The 19,202-nt window shown below is 59.6% G+C and carries 17 protein-coding genes; 11 read left to right on the top strand and 6 right to left on the bottom strand.

From position 1 onward, the window contains the following. Positions 1–8: 8 nt before the first annotated feature. Positions 9–1,748, bottom strand: coding sequence for a serine protease (locus BM352_RS14315; RefSeq protein WP_090218103.1), 1,740 nt, complete (start codon positions 1,746–1,748; stop codon positions 9–11). Positions 1,749–1,938: 190 nt separating this feature from the next. On the opposite strand from BM352_RS14315, the gene BM352_RS14310 reads away from it, so the two are divergent. The 8 genes from BM352_RS14310 (at position 1,939) to glmM (ending at position 12,469) form a co-directional block, all read left to right on the top strand. Further along, positions 1,939–2,880, top strand: coding sequence for a glycine--tRNA ligase subunit alpha (locus tag BM352_RS14310; protein ID WP_090218100.1), 942 nt, complete (start codon positions 1,939–1,941; stop codon positions 2,878–2,880). Then, a complete protein-coding gene (locus tag BM352_RS14305) occupies positions 2,877–3,401 on the top strand; it encodes a DUF6446 family protein (RefSeq protein ID WP_090218098.1) in 525 nt (174 codons plus the stop codon). Before BM352_RS14310 ends, BM352_RS14305 begins: the two co-directional genes overlap by 4 nt. Before the next feature lies 1 nt (position 3,402). Beyond that, positions 3,403–5,538, top strand: a complete 2,136-nt coding sequence (gene glyS / locus BM352_RS14300; protein WP_090218096.1) for a glycine--tRNA ligase subunit beta — start codon at positions 3,403–3,405, stop codon at positions 5,536–5,538. Positions 5,539–5,615: 77 nt separating this feature from the next. Beyond that, entirely contained in the window at positions 5,616–8,192 is a 2,577-nt protein-coding gene (locus tag BM352_RS14295; RefSeq protein ID WP_090220303.1) for a putative PEP-binding protein, read from the top strand. Between the two features lie 159 nt (positions 8,193–8,351). Next, entirely contained in the window at positions 8,352–9,023 is a 672-nt protein-coding gene (locus BM352_RS14290) for a cell wall hydrolase (RefSeq protein ID WP_090218094.1), read from the top strand. 103 nt (positions 9,024–9,126) lie between these two features. Beyond that, positions 9,127–10,065, top strand: a complete 939-nt coding sequence (locus BM352_RS14285; RefSeq protein ID WP_090218091.1) for a dihydroneopterin aldolase — start codon at positions 9,127–9,129, stop codon at positions 10,063–10,065. 9 nt (positions 10,066–10,074) lie between these two features. Beyond that, positions 10,075–11,076 (top strand): dihydropteroate synthase, encoded by a 1,002-nt coding sequence (folP, locus tag BM352_RS14280; RefSeq protein ID WP_090218089.1) that lies wholly within the window; start codon positions 10,075–10,077, stop codon positions 11,074–11,076. A gap of 49 nt (positions 11,077–11,125) precedes the next feature. Continuing rightward, on the top strand, positions 11,126–12,469 hold the full coding sequence (glmM, locus tag BM352_RS14275) for a phosphoglucosamine mutase (RefSeq protein ID WP_090218087.1): 1,344 nt from the start codon (positions 11,126–11,128) through the stop codon (positions 12,467–12,469). Here the strand turns inward: glmM and BM352_RS14270 are convergent. Next, positions 12,459–13,379 carry a DMT family transporter gene (locus tag BM352_RS14270; protein WP_090218085.1) on the bottom strand — a complete coding sequence of 307 codons (921 nt, stop codon included), beginning with the start codon at positions 13,377–13,379 and terminating at the stop codon, positions 12,459–12,461. The genes glmM and BM352_RS14270 overlap by 11 nt on opposite strands. 89 nt (positions 13,380–13,468) lie before the next feature. Beyond that, positions 13,469–14,491: a ketol-acid reductoisomerase gene (gene ilvC / locus BM352_RS14265; protein ID WP_090218083.1), complete on the bottom strand. Its 1,023-nt coding sequence runs from the start codon at positions 14,489–14,491 to the stop codon at positions 13,469–13,471. Between the two features lie 136 nt (positions 14,492–14,627). On the opposite strand from ilvC, the gene BM352_RS14260 reads away from it, so the two are divergent. Both BM352_RS14260 and BM352_RS14255 read left to right on the top strand, forming a co-directional pair. Next, a complete protein-coding gene (locus tag BM352_RS14260) occupies positions 14,628–15,083 on the top strand; it encodes an Lrp/AsnC family transcriptional regulator (protein ID WP_090218081.1) in 456 nt (151 codons plus the stop codon). Beyond that, positions 15,080–15,532: an Lrp/AsnC family transcriptional regulator gene (locus tag BM352_RS14255; RefSeq protein ID WP_090218079.1), complete on the top strand. Its 453-nt coding sequence runs from the start codon at positions 15,080–15,082 to the stop codon at positions 15,530–15,532. The genes BM352_RS14260 and BM352_RS14255 overlap by 4 nt, the downstream gene beginning before the upstream one ends. Here BM352_RS14255 and BM352_RS14250 read toward each other — a convergent pair. Next, complete coding sequence (locus tag BM352_RS14250) at positions 15,529–15,885, bottom strand: hypothetical protein (protein ID WP_090218076.1); 357 nt, start codon at positions 15,883–15,885, stop codon at positions 15,529–15,531. The genes BM352_RS14255 and BM352_RS14250 overlap by 4 nt on opposite strands. Positions 15,886–16,115: 230 nt before the next feature. Between BM352_RS14250 and BM352_RS14245 the strand changes: the two genes are divergently transcribed. Further along, the gene (locus BM352_RS14245) at positions 16,116–17,243 is read left to right on the top strand and encodes an aminotransferase class V-fold PLP-dependent enzyme (RefSeq protein WP_090218075.1); all 1,128 of its coding nucleotides are present in this window, start codon (positions 16,116–16,118) and stop codon (positions 17,241–17,243) included. Between the two features lie 5 nt (positions 17,244–17,248). On the opposite strand, the gene BM352_RS14240 is transcribed toward BM352_RS14245, so the two are convergent. Together BM352_RS14240 and BM352_RS14235 are read right to left on the bottom strand one after the other, a co-directional pair. Next, a complete protein-coding gene (locus BM352_RS14240) occupies positions 17,249–18,433 on the bottom strand; it encodes a UbiH/UbiF family hydroxylase (RefSeq protein WP_175500698.1) in 1,185 nt (394 codons plus the stop codon). 39 nt (positions 18,434–18,472) lie between these two features. Continuing rightward, the gene (locus BM352_RS14235) at positions 18,473–19,120 is read right to left on the bottom strand and encodes a pyrimidine 5'-nucleotidase (RefSeq protein WP_090218071.1); all 648 of its coding nucleotides are present in this window, start codon (positions 19,118–19,120) and stop codon (positions 18,473–18,475) included. Positions 19,121–19,202: the final 82 nt, after the last annotated feature.

Below are 19,202 nucleotides of genomic sequence, written 5' to 3'. Positions count from 1 at the left end.
TTTTGAGGCTACTCCCAGCAGCCCACCAGCACGGTCATATCCGTGCCCAGAACCACCAAGTCTTCCGCATCCAGCTCTGCCGTCCCGTCCGATGCGGCTGCGACCACGCCGCTCTCGCTCAGGAACGTCGCAAGTTCGCTGGCTTTCAGCGCGAACCGCACAGCGCTGGGCAAGGACTTGCCATTCACGTCATGGTCAACCAGCATGCCGGTCACCGCGCCTGTCATGTCCATCACAGGGCCGCCAACGTCACCGGGTAGGGCCGCTAGGTCCAGCCGCTTTAATTCCGCCTCACCGCCAAGCCCTTTCAGGTCTTCCAGCGACCCATAGGTCAGAGTGGGCGCATCCAGCGCACCTTCGTAGGAGTAGCCTGCCACAACAACTGGAGCGTGCAGGCGTCCGATTGCACTCGCCAGACGGGCGTAGTTCAGCGGCACAAGGCTTGTTGTCGGCTCCAAAAGAGCCAACCCGTTTCCGGTTGCTTTGACGGTCGCCTCATAGGTGTCATCCAATGTGACGCGCCCGCAAGAGGCGACGGTTTCCGCTGTGGTCAACACGTGGCCGCGCCCGTCAACATAAAAGCCGGAGCGTGCCAGCTTTGGCGTGCGCACGTCCAAGCCCGATAACAAATCCAAGCCTTGGTTCGCAGCGTTGGACAGGTCCGGCGTTAGGGTGCCTTCGGTTATGACCATGCTGTCTTGCATAATCTCGATTACTCGCGCCATGTCGGCTGCCTTGGCCGGAGGGTAGACTAGTGTAAAGCCTTTGACGTAACCGCCCTCGGAGCGGGCATAGGTGTAGGACTGGATTTCTTCGTTCTGGCCAGTCAGAGTAAATGATCGACGCCCCTTGGAGCGCTCGCCTTCCAGCGGCACGATTTCCAGCGTTTGCATGATCTCATAGAGACCAAACAGAGTATCCGTGTCGCCGGGTTGTGAAATCAGCAGCGCCTCGATGCCGGAGCCATTCTTCTCGCGGTATTGCACGAAAGGGTATTCGTACTTGTCGAACTCGACGAGGCCGATGGGCATAGTCAGCTCCAGCCCAGCTTTTTCTTCCTTTACTGGCCCCAGACCCAAGGCGGCCAGCGCATTGGTGTAGTTGTCCACCAAAGCCGCGCGCTGCTTGGTCGTCAGAATGCCAGTGGCGGTGAAGCCGTTGGCCTCCTGCCATTGTGCCATAGAGTTGCGGGTGCCTCTTCCAAACGATCCGTCGATAGCGGATTTGTAGAAGCCGAACCACTGCATCGCGACTTGCAGGTCTTTCTTCTGATCGCGGCTGAGCAGCGCCTCGGAGGCGCGGGCCTCTCGTGGGGTTTCGTCCAGCTCCACGGGTACAGGAGGTACGGCTGGCTCTGCCACAGCCTCTGGGGCTGGCGCCGTTGCTTCGGGCTGTTGTGGAGCTTGTGGAGCGGTGGCCGTGGTGGCTGCGCCGACCGGCCAGAACTGCTGGCGGTAGGGTTGGTTGTCAGAAATATAGCTGTCGCCTGGAATGATGCCCGCGCTGCGCAACTCACGCAGTTTGGCTTGAGCTTCCGCTTCGCCATACGGACCAAGGGCCAGAGCATACCAGCCCGAGCGCAAGCGGAACCCGTTCACGTCTTTCAGCGCGGAGCCATAGGCGCGGGCGCGTTCTTGGGCCGTGCGCAAATCGGGCAGGGCTTCGACTTGCACCCAGGACTGGGCTGCCGCCGAAAACGCGACACTCGACATTGAAAGAAACAAAGCTGCAAAAACACTGCGCGACATACTCAAATCCCCATTGGTCCGACGAGCGATCTAAGGGCCGCCCCGAATCTTATCTGGCGCAAGTTATCACTTAGGGCGGCAGGTGCATCTGAAAAGCTCGTGTTCACTGCACTGTTATGGCGGTTCTGTTGATTGACCCTCTTACACGGGTTGCCTATTGAGGGGCCAAACACCCATCAAGGCGAGTATCATGGCCGAAAAGCTGCAAAAACCGCGCTCCTTTCAGGAGATCATCATGCGACTGCAAAGCTACTGGGCAGCTCAAGGCTGCGCCGTGCTGCAGCCCTATGATATGGAGGTGGGTGCCGGAACCTTCCACCCGGGCACGACGTTGCGCGCGCTGGGCTCGACCCCGTGGTCGGCAGCCTATGTGCAGCCGTCCCGCCGCCCAACCGACGGGCGCTATGGCGATAGCCCGAACCGTTGGCAACACTATTACCAGTATCAGGTGATCATCAAACCTTCGCCGCCCGATTTGCAGGCGCTCTATCTCGGCTCGCTTGAGGTGATCGGGATCGACATGGCGATGCACGACATCCGGTTTGTCGAAGATGACTGGGAAAGCCCGACGTTGGGGGCGTGGGGCTTGGGCTGGGAAGTCTGGTGCGATGGCATGGAAGTGTCTCAGTTTACATATTTCCAGCAGGTTGGCGGCCATGACTGCAAACCTGTCTCGGGGGAGCTGACCTACGGGTTGGAGCGTCTGGCGATGTATGTTCTGGGTTATGATGACGGCAACGAGATGCCGTTCAACGATCCCGATGCGCCGATTCCGTTGACCTATGGCGACGTGTTCCGCGAAGCCGAGGCGCAATACGCGCGGTGGAATTTCGACGTGGCCGACACGGACACGCTGCTGCAACACTTCAAGGACGCGGAAGCGGAATGCGGCCGTATCTTGGCGCAGCCTGCAGACGATCCCAAGACCGGCCGTCGCATCGTGATGGCGCAACCGGCCTATGACCAGTGCATCAAGGCCTCCCACCTGTTCAACCTGTTGGACGCACGCGGGGTGATCTCGGTCACCGAACGCCAAGCCTATATCGGGCGGGTGCGCACGTTGGCGGTGGCCTGTGCCGACGCGTTCGTGCAGACGGCGGCGGGGGGCTACAGCCCCGAGACCGCGGCATGAGCGGGAAGCTTATTGGGGTCGCCATCATGATCATCGCACTCATCGCCGGCGCGAGCCTGTATTACCTGCAGGTCTATCACTTCTACGCAGAGGTGGAGACGCCGGACGCGGTGGAGCTTGTGTCCGTTTCCACAGGCGAGCCTGAAGGGATCATCGCGGATACCATCACTGCCATCGACGCGACCTCTTCGCCGATCCGCTACCGCGCCTGTTTCAGCACACCTATGTCGCATTCCATGCTGACGGAAAGCTACGAATTGGCCGATGGGGCCATCCCTTTGACCGCGCCAGAGTGGTTCGACTGCTTTAACGCCGAGGAAATCGGCGAAGCATTGGAAAACGGCACTGCGCTGGCCTTTGTCGGGCGCGAAAACATCGAATACGGGGTGGACCGCATCGTGGCCATCTTTGAAGACGGGCGCGGCTATGTCTGGCAGCAGCTCAATGATTGCGGGCAACGGGCCTATGACGGAACTGCCGTCGGCCCTGAATGCCCAGCACGACCTACGGAAAGCAACTGATATGCCTGATCTTCTGATCGAACTCTTCTCCGAGGAAATTCCTGCGCGGATGCAGGGCAAGGCCGCGGCTGATCTGAAAAAACTGGTGACCGATGGCTTGGTCGAGGCAGGGCTGACCTATGCCTCTGCCGGTGCGTTCTCGACCCCGCGCCGTTTGACCTTGTCAATTGAGGGGGTGCTGGCCGCATCGCCCGCACTCAAGGAAGAACGAAAAGGCCCCAAGGTGGGTGCGCCGGAGCAGGCGATGGCGGGCTTCCTGCGCTCGACCGGCCTGACCCAAGACCAGCTGGAGGCCCGTGACGACAAGAAGGGCCAAGTTTGGTTCGCGGTGATCGACAAGCCGGGCCGTCCGGCGGCGGAGATCGTGGCGGAGGTGCTGGACCAGACCGTGCGCAACTTCCCGTGGCCCAAATCCATGCGCTGGGGGATTGGCACGCTGCGCTGGGTGCGTCCGTTGCATTCCATTCTGTGCATCCTGTCCGACGAGGCAGGGGCAGAGGTGGTTGATCTCGATATCGACGGCATCAAGGCTGGCAATACGACCCAAGGTCACCGCTTCATGGCGCCGGAGGAGTTTTCTGTAACGTCTTTCGAAGACTACGCGGCAAAGCTAAAGCGCGCCAAGGTGGTTCTGGACGCCTCCGAGCGGGCGGATCACATCTGGGCGGAGGCCACCAATCAGGCGTTCGCGCAGGGCATGGAGGTGGTCGAGGATCGTGGATTGCTGGCAGAGGTTGCAGGGCTTGTCGAATGGCCCGTGGTGTTGATGGGCAAGATCGAAGAGCAGTTCTTGGACCTGCCGCCGGAGGTACTGAAAACCTCGATGAAGGAACACCAGAAGTTCTTCTCGGTGAAGAACCCCAAGACGGGCCGGATCGAGCAATATGTGACCGTGGCCAATATCGAGACCGCCGATCACGGTGCGACCATTCTGGCTGGTAACGGTCGGGTGCTGTCCGCGCGTCTGGCAGATGGCAAGTTCTTCTGGGAGAACGATTTGCGTGCATCCAAGACCGATCGTTCGGCTTGGTTAAATCAACTTGCGATGGTCACCTTTCATAATAAGCTGGGCACTCAAGCTGAGCGTATCAATCGGTTTTCCGCTTTGGCTGCGCAACTCGCTGGGTCAGTCGGTGTTGATGCGGTTCTGGCTGAGAAAGCCGCACGTGTGGCTAAAGCCGATCTTAGTTCCGAAATGGTCTATGAATTTCCGGAATTACAAGGAGTTATGGGGCGTTACTATTTAGAAGCGGCGGGGCTCGAAGACGAAGTTTCGCGGGCCGCTGAAGAACACTACTCGCCCTTGGGGCCTTCCGACGACGTTCCGACTAGCCCGATCTCATTCATTGTAGCACTGGCTGACAAGATTGATACGCTCGTCGGCTTCTGGTTGATTGACGAACGTCCAACCGGTTCAAAGGATCCATTTGCTCTGCGCAGGGCTGCACTTGGTGTCATCAGATTGCTAGTCACGAATGATCTTAGCGTGGAGCTGGCGGACATGCTTCAGTTGCATGGGATACGGTCCGCTAAGTATCTTGCCGAAGAATACCCTGCGAAAAGAGAGCAAAGGGAGCTTGATGAGGTCGTGGATGAGATGCTTGGACGTATTCCTGACCTCATCTCCTTCTTCCACGACCGTCTCAAAGTCTTCCTCAAAGACAAGGGCGTGCGTCATGACATCATCGACGCTTGCATCGCCATGCCGGGCAATGACGATCTGAACCTTCTGGTCAAACGGGCAGAGGCGCTCTCGGAGACGTTGAAAACCGACGACGGCGAAAACCTGATCCAGGGGTTCAAACGCGCCAACAACATCCTGTCGGCGGAGGAGGAGAAAGACGGCGTGTCCTACGAGTTGGACCCAAACCCGAAATTCGCCGAAAACGACGAGGAAAAGGCACTGTTTGCAGCACTCGACACTGCTGATGCTGTGATCAAGCCCGCAATGGCGGATGGCGAGTTTGCGAAGGCTATGCACGCCATGGCAAAGCTGCGCGGCCCGATTGATGCGTTTTTCGAGGCCACGCAGGTGAACTCGGACAACCAGATCGTGCGTCGCAACCGCCTTTGCCTGCTGCACCGTATCCGCACCATTTGCGGCGGGGTGGCCGATCTGACCAAGATCGAAGGGTAACACCCGCCAAAAAATCTGCGGCGTGCCGGTGCGTCGCCCTTGTTTGAACACTTAACTCCCCTATGCTGCGCCGCAGTATGTTGGACCATTTGAACTTTGAGCTGATTACGCCCACCGCTGCTGTCCACCGGAAGCTGCACGGCGCGCGGGCGAAATGCCTGCAGCGCCTTATTCGGCTTGGTATGCCAGTGCCTGACACCGTGGCACTTTCCGCGGCGACTGTGCGCGCGATTGCAGGCGGCCAGCAGCCCGATACCAAGGCCCTGCTGGAGCATTTCGGCAGCTGGCCGGTTCTTTCGGTGCGGGCTTCGCCGGTGATGCCGGATTGGGGCGGGCCGGGGACGATCCTCAACATCGGTATGAACCGCACCAACGAGGCGTTTTTTGCGTCGCGGCTGGGCTCGACTGCCGCTGCGGCTCTGCATCTGAAATTCATCCGCTCCTACGCGGTCGATGTGGCACGGTTAGATGACGAGATGTTCGACATTCCGAACCTGACCGTCGAGAACGCGCTATCCGCCTATGAAGACGAGACCGACGAAGCTTTCCCGCAGGATGTGGAAGTGCAGTTGTTCAACGTGCTGAAATCCATGGCGCGGGCATGGGAGGGGACCTCCGCCCGATTACTACGGATGTCCAAGGGTGCGCCCGAAGATGCTGGCTTGGGCCTTGTGGTGCAGCGCATGGCCTTTGGCATGGGCAAGGGCGAAAGCGGCTCCGGGGTGATCCAGTTCATCAACTCCGACAGCGGTGACGCGCAGGAAGTTGGCCGCTACAAGCCGCAGAGCCAAGGGCGCGACGCGTTGAGCGGCGGCGAAAACGACACGATGTTCCTGACGCAGGACAAGCGTGGCCCGTCTTTGCAGGAGAGCAAGCCCGACGTTTTCAACGAGCTGTGCCGCTTGGGCGAGGTGTCACGGACCGGACTGCGCGAAGAGATGCAGATCGAGTTCACGCTTGAGGGTGGGAAATTGTTCATTCTCGACGCGGTGAATGCCCCGAGGTCCGCGCGCGCTGAAGTCGCCGTCGTCACTAGTCTGGCCAATGACGAGATTATTTCGCGCGAGGATGCCGTTTTGCGGATCGAGCCTCGCGCCCTTTCGGAACTGCTTCACCAGCAGGTTTCCCCAAAAGCCAAGCGCGACGTGTTCGCCCGTGGTATTGCCGCCAGCCCGGGTGCGGCGACGGGTAAACTGGTGTTTGACTCCTTTGCTGCGCAAACCGCTGCGGCCCAAGGCGAGGCCTGCATTCTTGTGCGCCGCGAAACCAGCCCCGAAGACGTGCGCGGGATGCATGCGGCACGGGGTATTCTGACCGAGCGAGGCGGGGCCAACGGCCATGCCGCCGTGATCGCCCGTGGATTGGGATTGCCTTGTGTCGCGGGGGCCACTGATATCGACATCAACACCAAGGCCCGCACGATGCGCGGCGCTGATGGGCGAGTGTTTTCGGAAGGCGACGTCATTACGCTGGACGGCACCAAGGGGCAGGTTCTTGTTGGGGCCATGCCCATGGTCGAAGCTGGCATCGGCGGCGCATTCCGCGAATTACTGACTTGGGCCGACGAGATGCGCGATATTGGCGTGCGGGCGAATGCCGACACGCCAGAGGATGCAGAAGTCGCCAGCCTATTTAATGCCGAGGGCATCGGGCTGTGCCGGACCGAGCACATGTTCTTTGGCGAGGACCGCCTGACTGTGCTGCGCGAAGCAATTTTTGCCGAAGACGCGGAGGACCGCGCGGCGGCTTTGTCGCGTCTGCTTCCGATGCAACGCGCGGATTTCCGCGACATGTTCCGCATCATGGCGCCGCGCCCGGTCTGTTTGCGTCTGTTCGACCCGCCCTTGCACGAGTTCTTGCCCTCGACCCGCGCCGGCATCGTGGAGTTGGCCGATGCGCTGGATATGAGCGCCCGCGAGGTTCAGGCCCGCGTGGATGATCTGTCCGAGGTCAATCCGATGTTGGGTATGCGCGGCGTGCGGCTTGGGATTACCGTCCCTGAAATCTACGACATGCAGGCCCGCGCCATTTTTGAAGCCGCGATTGAGGCGTCCTCCGAAGGCGCAGTGGTCGTGCCGGAGGTTATGATCCCGTTGGTGTCCGCCAAGCGGGAGGTCGAGATCGTCAAATCCCGCATCGACGCAGTCGCGGCCGATGTGATGAGTGAAACCGGCAAGACGCTCGAATACCGGCTCGGTGTGATGGTGGAGACGCCGCGCGCCGCCCTTCGTGCTGGCGATATCGCCACCCACGCCAGCTTCCTGAGCTTCGGGACCAACGACATGACTCAGATGACTTACGGGTTATCGCGCGATGATGCGGGCCGCTTCATGTCCACCTATGTCAATCAGGGCGTCTTCCCTGAAGATCCGTTTTTGGCTCTGGATCAGGACGGAGTAGGGGAGCTGCTTGCGCTGGCCTCAGAGCGGGGGCGACACGTGCGTGCCAAGCTGACACTTTCGGTCTGTGGCGAGCATGGCGGCGACCCCGATAGCATTGAATTCTGCCGCTCTTTGGGGATGGACTATGTGTCGTGTTCGCCCTACCGCGTCCCGATTGCAAGGCTTGCGGCGGCGCAGTTAGCGATTCGCAAACCACTTGAAGAAGACGACGTGTACGAATTTCCCGAAGATGACGGATTTGTTCCGCTCTGAGGTGGGGCCACTACATCTAGGGTCATTTCGGCCAAATTAAGGCGAAATGACGCGGCTAAGCCCCGATGGGTAGATTCCTTAAGCCTCTGGCCTTAAGTCACACTGCTGACGGCTATCTGGCGGCCGTTGTAGCGGGGTATGGCCCCAAGGCAGAGAGTAATGGGTTTTCGTTGTGCGGTGTTAAAAGCTGTTGGCGCATTTTGCGTTGTTATTTCGGTTGGCACTGCGTCAGCCGATGGTGTGGCCTCCACATCTTCCGGGGCCTCCTTGGCGTTCAATTCTGCGCTGTTGCGCGCAGAACGCGTGCAACAGGATGGCTTGGCGTCCTTGCAACCTGAACGCCTGATCAAGATTTCGACCCCGCTCGGGCGCAAGAGCGTAGGTGTCGGCCGTCTTGTGACGAATGTGTCCGCTCTGAACGCAATGCCCAAAGCGACAGGAGGGGCGCAATGGCGCTGCCTGTCCGAAGCGCTTTACTTCGAAGCGCGGGGCGAGACACTCAAGGGTCAAATCGCTGTGGCTGAGGTTATTCTGAACCGCGTGTCATCCTCGCGTTTTCCAGACACCGTGTGCGGCGTGATCAATCAGGGCACGGGTCGTAAATACGCCTGCCAGTTCACCTATACCTGCGATGGCCGTCCTGAGCATATCAGTGAGCCTGCTGCGTTTGACCGTGTCGGCAAAGTTGCCCGCATGATGCTAAACGGGGCACCGCGTCAGTTTGCGGGCGGGGCGACCTTCTATCACACAACTGCCGTGAATCCGCGTTGGGCGTCTAAGTTCCGTCGGACGGCACGTCACGGCGTGCATCTCTTCTACGCACGGTCCTAATCCCGCAGGCGACAGCAAAAGCGTCGCAAATGAACTGTTGTGTGCTGTCGTGCGCCTGCTAGACAACGCGCGACACTGCTTTGCGACCGAGAAGGCCCGCCACATGAGTTCCGATATCCGATTGGCCTTTGCGCACCCGTCTGAGCGTGCGGAGGCAACATCCGGTAGCGAATTGCGCGACCGCATCTCCCTGCGCGACCATATCCGCGAAGTAGAGATCGGCGCATTCCAGCAAGAACGTGGAACGCTTCAACGGATTTGTTTCAACGTGGTCGTCGAGGTGCGTCTGCCCGAGCTGACAGGTGCGGGCGGTGTTGATGACGATGTGGACAAAATTCTATCCTATGACACCATAACCGAAGCCATTGACCGCGAATTGCAGGCTGAACGTCTGAACCTGCTCGAAACACTCGCCGCTCGGGTTGCTGAGGATATTCTGGCCGACCCACGCGCAGCGCGGGTGTTCGTGCGCATCGAGAAGCTGGATCGCGGTCCCGGTGCGCTTGGCGTTGAGATCGTGCGTGACCGCGAAATGCTCAGCGGGGCGACGACGCCTGCTGAAGATGTGGCCCCGTTGGTTGTTTTGTTGGGCAACGACGTCATCGGCTCAAGCGCGTTGCCTCAGGCACTGGACGTGCTGGAAGGCAGCGGTGCGCCCGTAATTTTATGCGTCCCGTTGGGGCAAGCCGATGCACCACAGGCAGCACATCCGGCAGCGCAACGCCGGATCGACTTGCTGGCGCTGGAGCAAAACGCTTGGGTACTGGCCGCACGGGACCGGCGCTGCGTTGTGGTCGAAACCCGGACAGAATTAGACTGGGCGATCAAGCATGACCGGATGAGCGTCTGGGCCCCGTCCAAACTGGTGCTCGACGCCACAGATGGGCCGGAAGCGGACACCCGCGATGCGGTCGCGCTCGCGGTCTGGCTTGCGGAAGAGTTTAACGCCGCGCGGGTGTTTTCGGTGGGTGAGATGAAGCAGGGCGCGGGCGATGTCCTTTCCCTGAGCGATCTGTTGGCCTCGGGGCCGTTGCTGGGATAGGTAGCGGGCATGACACTCCGTTTTCGACCGATCATACAAGCGGACCTGAAAATTCCCGCCGATGCTGTGCCGTTGCATGGCGGCCCGCTTTGGTTCGACCGCGTTGAACCTTTGGAGCGCGGCGCGACTCACGCGCTTATGCCTGCGCGGGATTTGCCCTCCACCTTGTTGGATGCCCTGAGTGCGCCGCACTTGCTTCCCGATCTTCCAAAAGACCGCCCCGCCGTGATGGGCGTTTTGAATATCACCCCTGACAGTTTTTCGGATGGCGGCAAGTTTATTGCACCACAGGACGCGATTGCCCGTGCGCAGGCGATGGGCGCGAAAGGGGCGGACATTTTAGATATCGGCGGGGAAAGTACCCGCCCGGGTGCGGCTCTGGTGCCGGAGGCGGAAGAGGTCGCGCGAACGGCACCGGTTATCTCCGCCTTGCGGGCGGCTGGAGTCAGTGTCCCGATCTCCATCGACACACGCAAAGCCGCAGTGGCAGAGGCGGCGCTGTCAGCGGGGGCAAATATGCTCAACGATGTATCCGCAATGACCTTCGACGACGCCATGGCGGCGACTGCAGCCCGCTCTGGTGCGCCGATCTGTCTGATGCATGCGCAAGGTGACCCCGCGACCATGCAAAACGACCCACATTACGACAATGTGTTGCTCGACGTTTATGACTATCTGGCCGAACGTGTTGCGGCCGCACAGGCTGCTGGCATCGCCAAGGATCGTATCATTGTTGACCCCGGCGTGGGCTTCGGAAAGACGCAGGCGCACAATCTCACGCTGATCCGTGGCCTGAGCTTGTTTCATACATTGGGCTGTCCGATCCTGCTTGGGGTCTCACGAAAACGCTTCATCGGTAACATTTCGGGCGTCGAGCGGGCGGAAGATCGCGCATTCGGCTCGGTTTCCGTTGCCTTGGAAGGTGTTCGGCAGGGTGTTCAGATCATCCGTGCGCATGATATAGAGGCGCACCGTCAAGCCTTCGCCCTGTGGCAGGCCATTCATACCTAATCATTAGATCCGCGCAGCATCCGCGGGCAAGTAAACAGGAACGCCAACTATGGCTCGGAAATTCTTCGGCACCGACGGGGTGCGAGGTCGCGCGAACACCTATCCCATGACAGCAGAGATGGCTTTGAAACTGGGGGCTGCTGCTGGGCGGTATTTCCGCAAGGACCAAGGGCGCCACCGTGTTGTGATCGGCAAGGACACGCGGTTGTCGGGCTATATGTTCGAGAATGCTTTGACAGCTGGGTTCACCTCCACCGGTATGGATGTGCTGTTGCTGTCGCCTGTCCCAACGCCTGCGGTAGGGATGCTGACGACCTCTATGCGTGCGGATGTTGGTGTGATGATCTCTGCCTCGCACAACCCGCATTACGACAACGGCATCAAGTTCTTTGGCCCCGACGGGTTCAAACTGTCGGACGAGGACGAGATGGCGATTGAAGCCCTGCTGGGCAAAGAGATCGTTCCCGCACAGTCGCAAAATATCGGACGTGCCAAGCACATCTACGACGGGCGGTTCCGCTACAATGAGCGGGTGAAATCTACCTTGCCCTACGGCATGACGCTGAAAGGGTTAAAAGTCGTGATCGACTGCGCCAACGGGGCCGCCTATGCCACCGCGCCCGAAGTGTTGTGGGAACTTGGGGCGGAGGTGATCCCGGTGGGGGTCTCTCCGAACGGGTTCAACATCAACGAAGGCTGCGGGTCGACCAATGTGACGACTGCAGCAGAAGCCGTCGTGGCCCATGGTGCGGATGTGGGAATTTGCCTTGATGGCGACGCCGACCGCGTGATGATGCTGGACGAAAAAGGTGCTGTTGCCGACGGCGACCAGCTGATGGCCTTGTTGGCAACCCGTTGGGCGGAAGAGGGTCGCCTGAAAGGGGGCGCATTGGTTGCAACTGTAATGAGCAATCTGGGGTTGGAGCGGCACCTGGAAAGCCACGGTCTGCGACTTGAACGCACCAATGTGGGTGACCGCTATGTGGTCGAGCGGATGCGCGAAGGCGGCTACAATCTGGGTGGCGAGCAATCTGGCCATATCGTGATGACAGATTACGCCACCACTGGTGACGGTCTGGTGGCGGGGTTGCAATTTTTGGCGGCAATGAAGCAGTTGGACAAACCCGCCAGCGCTTTGGTGAAACAGTTCGAGCGGTGCCCGCAATTGCTGGAAAATGTCCGCTACAGTGAAGGGCAAGCGCCGCTCGACGACGCCTCGGTCAAAGCTGCGATCTCAGATGCAGAGGCTGCATTGGTCGGAAATGGCCGTCTACTCATTCGCAAATCCGGTACCGAGCCGCTGATCCGCGTGATGGCCGAATGCGAGGATGAAGCGAAACTGGCGCAAGTTGTCGGAAGCGTCGTGTCCGCAGTGCAGTCCGTCACCGCCTGAGGAATGTCATCAATGCGCGGGATTGGCTGAGGCCGATCCCCGCTAAGATGATCGCCAGCGCTAAAAACAGTTGTGGCGGCAGGGTTTCTCCCATGAAGCTCACCCCCAGAATGACGGACCAAACCGGCACTTGATAGCTTGTCAGGCTCATAAACAACGAGCCCGCGGTGGTGATCACTCGCACGCGAATAACGGCGGCCAAAGCGGTCGGGAACAGTGCTGCATAGACTAACGCGCTTGTTGGTTTGGGGGGAAAGCTGTCCGGCCAACCTTCTGAAACGACGGCAATCGGGATCAGGATGACAGCAGCTACCAGCAACGTTGCCGTCGCAAAGGCGATCGGGGGCATTTTCGGCGCGCGGCGGGTGATGACAGAGCCGCTGGCGTAGCATCCCGCAGCGGCAAGGCAGGCGAGGCGGCCCAACCACTCGTTCTCATGTCCTGTCGAGGCGGCGGCACCGGGCCCCACAAGGATGAATAGCCCGATAAAGCCGAGCGCCATCCCCAAGACCCGGCGGGGGCCGATGCCTTCCTCTTTGGAAAACAGGTAGACCAGCGGCAAAACCAGCAGCGGAACGGCCCCCATGGCCACGCCCGCAAAAGCCGACGGGATGAATTGCTGACCCCAGCTGAGTAGGGCAAACGGCAACGCCACCGCGCCAGAACCGATGATGGCTGCAAACTTCCAAGCGCGAGCAGAGGGGATGGTGCGAAGGCCTTGGCCCAAGGCTGCCCCGATCATCGCAAGGGTTATCCCGCCTAAACCTGTGCGCCACGCGGCAACTGTCCACGGCCCGAAGCCGTCCAACGACAGGCGCACGGACATGAAAGCGCCGCCCCAAATGATGCCAAGGCCTATAACGAGGACCCAGTTCAAAAGGCCGGGATTTTCAGGTGTCGCTGTGCTCATGGCCTTAGCGGTAAATGAAAAAGGCGCCCCGTGCGAGGCGCCTTTTTCGATTGCTGTCCATGGTTCGGCCTTGGCCGAACCATAGGGACTTAGTTCTTCGCTTTGTCGACCATTTTGCCAGCGGAGATCCACGGCATCATGCCGCGCAGTTTCGCACCGGTTTCTTCGATCATGTGCTCGTCGTTTGCACGGCGGGACGCTTTGATCGTTGGCTGTCCAACAGCATTCTCGAGCATAAAGTCACGCACGAATTTACCCTGCTGGATGTCCGCCAGAACTTCTTTCATACGAGCTTTGGTTTCGTCGTATTTCAGGATACGTGGGCCGGTGACGTACTGGCCGTATTCCGCAGTGTTGGAGATCGAGTAGTCCATGTTGGCGATGCCGCCTTCATAGATGAGGTCGACGATGAGCTTCACTTCGTGCAGGCACTCGAAATAGGCCATTTCTGGCGCGTAGCCAGCTTCAACCAAGGTCTCGAAGCCACAACGGATCAGTTCGACCAGACCGCCACACAGCACGGCTTGCTCGCCGAACAGGTCGGTTTCGCACTCTTCGCGGAAGTTGGTCTCGATGATGCCGGAACGACCACCGCCGATGGCGGAGCAGTAGGACAGGCCGATTTCCAGCGCTTTGCCGGAGGCGTCGTTGTTCACAGCAACAAGGCAAGGAACGCCGCCGCCTTTGGTGAACTCGCCGCGCACGGTGTGGCCTGGGCCCTTAGGTGCCATCATGATGACGTCGATGCCTTCTTTCGGCTCGATCAGGCCGAAATGGACGTTCAGGCCGTGGGCGAATGCGATGGCGGCGCCTTCGCGGATGTTGTCGTGGACGTATTTCTTGTAGGTCTCGGCCTGCAATTCGTCGGGCATGGTGAACATGATCACGTCGGCCCAAGCAGCGGCTTCGGCGATGCCCATCGTCTTCAGGCCTTCGCCTTCGGCTTTGGCGATAGAGGCAGAGCCTTCGCGCAGCGCCACCACGAGGTTTTTCGCGCCAGAGTCGCGCAGGTTCAGCGCGTGGGCGTGGCCTTGGGAGCCATAGCCGAGGATGGCGACTTTTTTGTCTTTGATCAGGTTAACATCGCAATCGCGATCGTAGTAAACGCGCATATCGGGCGTCCTTATGATTTGGTTTCGATTGAGGCCAACATACTGGTCTGGCGGGCAGGGGCCAGAGTTGAAGTGACGGTATTTTGCGGAAATATGTTGACTAGTATTCGTCAGGATATTGATTTAGTAAAAATTCATGCTTGATGATGCTGACCGCCGCCTGTTGCGCTATTTGCAATCCGATCCGACCGCCCCCGTGTCGGAACTGGCGGAGCGCTGCGCGATGCAGCCTGCCACTGCCGCGCGGCGGTTGGAGAAGCTTAGCGCGAAGGGGATCCTCAAGGGGCAAAATGCGGTGATCGACTGGACGAAGCTGGGTTTCGCGGTGGAGGTCTCGTTGCGCTTCACGCTGGATAAAACTGCGCCGCGCGCCTTTGACGAATTCCAACACGCCGCGCGGAAAATCCCTGAAATCATCGCCATTCAGACTTTCCTCGGGCGTGTGGACCTGCGCCTGTCGGTGATTGCCCGCGATATGGGGCATTACCAGAGCCTGTACCGCAACCAGATCCTGACCCTGCCGCATATCGCGGAGGTGGAGGCACTGATGCATGTGGCCACCATCAAGACGACAGAGACGCTACCGATATGAGTTGGGACGCCACCGATTTCGCCATCCTGCGCGCGCTGAGTACGGATGCCACGTTGAGTGCTGGCGCGTTGGGGCGTGACCTTGGCCTCAGCCAGCCCGCTACATGGCGGCGTATCAAGCGGTTGCAGGACGAGGGTGTGCTGGCAGGTCGCCGCGTTGATCTGGATGCGGAAGCGTTGGGGTTTGGGGTGACGGTGTTCCTAGGCGTGAAGCTCGCCACAAAGGGGCGCGTCAGCCTTGAGGATTTCGAGCGCGCGGTGACGGCCATCCCAGAAGTGCAAACCGTGCAGCACGTGCTGGGGCTGTATGATTACCGCCTGCGCGTGGTCGCCCGCGACCTGTCCGACTTCGAGCGCGTGTTGCGCCGCCGGATCATGACCTTGCCGGGGGTCGGGGATGTGGAGGCCAACGTACTGCTGAGCGAGGAGCGGTTGGCGGGGCCGCTTTAGCAGACAGGATTCCACTTGCAGTACCACTTAACCTCATTGGCGGTGGCATCTTGAACGGCTTTGTCTGCGCCCCAGTTGAACCAACCTTGCTGTTGGGGTTCTACTGCGACCTCGGCCGCATTGTTGAAAGGCCAAAAATCGAACCAACTGCCAAACCAGCCTGTCATGCTGTCTATAATATAAGTTGAGATGAGCAGCACGATTATCCCGAGAATAATGTAGAACGCTACGCGACCCAAAGACTTGCCACCTTCGCTCGCTGCATTGAAAGTGAATAGCTTGAGCGACCGCGCTAAGACTTCGCCCCAAGGCTTTTTGGATACGCAATCGTCATTTTGATTAGTGTGGGCCATGCGGTTAGCTTTCAGTCGATGATGTCATCACCCGATATATTCAGGGGAATACGGCATTATTGTGCGCCAAATGCTGCTAAACGTAGATATTGCTTCATTTGAATCCTTGATGATCTTCAGGTTTCGATCTGCTGGTTTGCCATGAAGATCGGTCTAAGATTCGAGAAATTAACCCGTGCATCCCCCTACAATCCCCCCTAATTTCCTCCTGAAACTCAGGAGGCTTACCCATGTCCGCATTGCTCGAAAACGTCGATCCAGAAGGTCTGCGCGAATTTTCGGTGGTGTTCACCGATCGCTCGCTCAACTCTATGTCCAAGGCCTTCCAGAAGGTGATGACAGACATTTCGGGGATATTGAAAGAGGTTTACAACGCCGATAGCGTTGCCCTTGTTCCCGGTGGCGGCACCTACGCGATGGAGGCTGTGGCCCGTCAGTTTGCCCGCGACCAGCGGGCGCTGGTGGTGCGCAACGGTTGGTTCTCTTACCGCTGGAGCCAGATCATGGAAGCGGGCGGCTTGCCGTCCGAGGCGACCGTGATGAAGGCCCGCCAGACCGGCAACGACACCCGCGCGCCCTTCGCGCCGTGCCCGATTGACGATGTGGTGACCCGCATCCGCGACGAAAAACCCGCCGTGGTCTTCGCGCCGCATGTGGAAACCTCCGCCGGGGTGATCCTGCCCGACGACTACATCAAGGCCATGGCCGACGCCGCCCACGAGGTTGGCGCGTTGATGGTGCTGGACTGCATCGCGTCGGGCTGCGCTTGGGTCGATATGAAGGCGACGGGCGTGGACGTGTTGATCTCGGCGCCGCAAAAGGGCTGGTCGGCGACGCCTTGCGCAGGCTTGGTGATGATGTCGGAGCGCGCGCGCAAGAAGATCGACGAGACCACCTCCGATAGCTTTGCGATTGATCTGAAGAAGTGGCTGACCATCATGGAAACGTATGAGGGCGGTGGGCATGCCTACCACGCGACCATGCCAACAGACGGCTTGCGCGCCTTCCGTGACACGATGATCGAGACTCAAGACTACGGCTTCGAGCGCTTGCGCGAGGCACAGTGGAAATTGGGCAATGGCGTGCGCCAGATATTGAAGGCCAAAGGCGTCACCTCGGTGGCGGCAGATGGCTTCGGCGCACCGGGTGTCGTGGTCAGCTACACGGATGATCCCGCGGTGCAAAACGGCTCCAAATTCGCAGCGATTGGGGTGCAGATTGCCGCTGGCGTTCCGCTACAATGCGACGAGCCCGATGACTTCCGCACCTTCCGCATCGGATTGTTCGGGCTTGATAAACTTTATGATGTCGATGGCACCCTTGCGGCGTTGCAAGAGATCATGGACGAAGTTCTCTAACGTCATTATCGGGCGCCAAGTCCCAGTTTCATAAGAGATTTCCGGATCGGGGCGGCGTCATGGATCGCCCCGATCCCCGCTGAACGCAGGCTTCTGATCCATTCGGTCTGCGACATGGATGTTCGGTTGAGCAGGTCAATTCCTGCGACCCTCGCACGCACGGCCAAGCGCCGTTTTTTGTCATAGGCGTCCAGCATGTCTTTGCTGCCCAGCGGGTGCAGGTGGCTCAACTCCAGCAATTCTGACAGGTCGGTTAAAGACATGTTCAGCCCCTGCGCGCCAATCGGTGGGGCGACATGGGCAGCTTCGGCGACCAAGGCCACGCGTTCCGCGCTAAAGCGGTCCGCGATTTGTGCAATAATCGGCCAGATGGTGCGTTTGGACGCCAGCGCGAGCGGGCCGAACAGGTGGCAGGACCGCTCCGACATTTCCGCGTTGAAGGCGTCATCTGGCAGTGCGTTTAGACGCGCGGCTTCGGGGCCTTTCTCCATCCACACCACGGCGGAGCTTGGCAGGCCGTTAAAGTCGGGTAATGGAACCAAGGTGAACGGTCCGCCTGTGCGGTGAATTTCGGTCGAGACATTGGCGTGCGGGATCGGGTGGGTCACGGCAAAAGCCAGCGCCTTTTGCCCGTAACGCGTTGTTTTCACGCCGATCCCGACACTTTCGCGGATCAGAGAAGTGCGTCCGTCAGCGGCAATCACTAGGTGCGCCATGCGGGTTGTCCCGTCGCTGAGCCAAAGTTTGGCAGAGGCGGAACGCGTGAAGATCTTTGTGCAGGCGGTGCCGGGCAAGAACTCGACATTTGGCAGTTCTGTCAGCCGTGCGACCAGTTCGCGGCGGATGAGCCAGTTGGGCAGGTTCCAGCCAAATGGCAGATCCGATATGTCGGAGGCGTTGAAATCGCGCGTGGAACGCGGCTCCGCCGTTTCGCCGCCCGCATCGACAATCCGCATCGTTTGTAGCGGCATCGCGTGGGGGCTGAGCTTGTGCCAGACACCTGCCATTTCAAGCACAGGAATTGCCGGTTGCAGAAACGCGGTTGAGCGCAGGTCTGCCCCGTCGGCATCGCGTTCAGTTACGGGCGGGGCAGGGTCCACGCAGGTCACGCTGAAGCCTTGGCTGCCAAACAGGCAAGCTGCGGTCAGACCCGCGACGCCCCCCCCGGAAATGAATATCTCTGTGCTCATATCTTTCAATCTAGGTGTGGCGCGGGCGCAGGCCAAGTGTCAGCGGATCAGCTGGGTCAGAAAGCCGCGCAAATCGTCGGTGTGGTGGTGGATGTGGTCGTGCACCAGCGGGGCGGGTGCCACATGCACCGTGCGCATCCCCATGGCGTGCGGGATCGCGAGGTTGCGTGGATCGTCCTCAAACATCGCGGATTCAGAAGGGTTCAGGCCGTCGGTTTTGAAGACTTGTTCGAACGCGGCACGGTCGGGTTTAGGGTGAAAATCTGCATGTTCCACTCCATAAATTGCATCAAATATGCCTGACAACCCTCTGGCCTGTATCACATTTTCTGCGTAGGGCGCCGTGCCGTTTGTGTAGATGATCTTGCGACCGGGAAGCTCTGATATGGCCTCGCGAAGTTCGGGGTCCGGGGCCAAAACGGAAAAGTCGATGTCATGCACGTCGATCAAATACTGATCCGGCGCCACCCCGTGCACTCGCATCAACCCCGCTAGTGTTGTGCCGTGCTCGCGCCAGTATTTGGCTCGTAGTCGGTCGGCCTCTGCGCGGTCTACGCCAAGCTCCGTCATCACCCAATTGATCATGCGGATTTCGATCTGGGCGAAAAGCTGCATCTCGGGCGGATAAAGGGTGTGGTCTAGGTCAAAGACCCAAGTGCGGACGTGGGAGAAGTGTTCAGCAGGCATGTCCGAGAACCTAGCGTGACTGCGGCAATGCGCAACCACGAAAGCCCTGTCAATAACTTGCACCAAAGAGGGGGGGCGGCTA

The sequence above is a fragment of the Litoreibacter janthinus genome (assembly GCF_900111945.1).
GTDB lineage: Bacteria > Pseudomonadota > Alphaproteobacteria > Rhodobacterales > Rhodobacteraceae > Litoreibacter > Litoreibacter janthinus.
The sequence above is the reverse complement of the archived record's forward strand: the minus strand, read 5'-3'. Positions and strand labels throughout refer to the sequence as shown.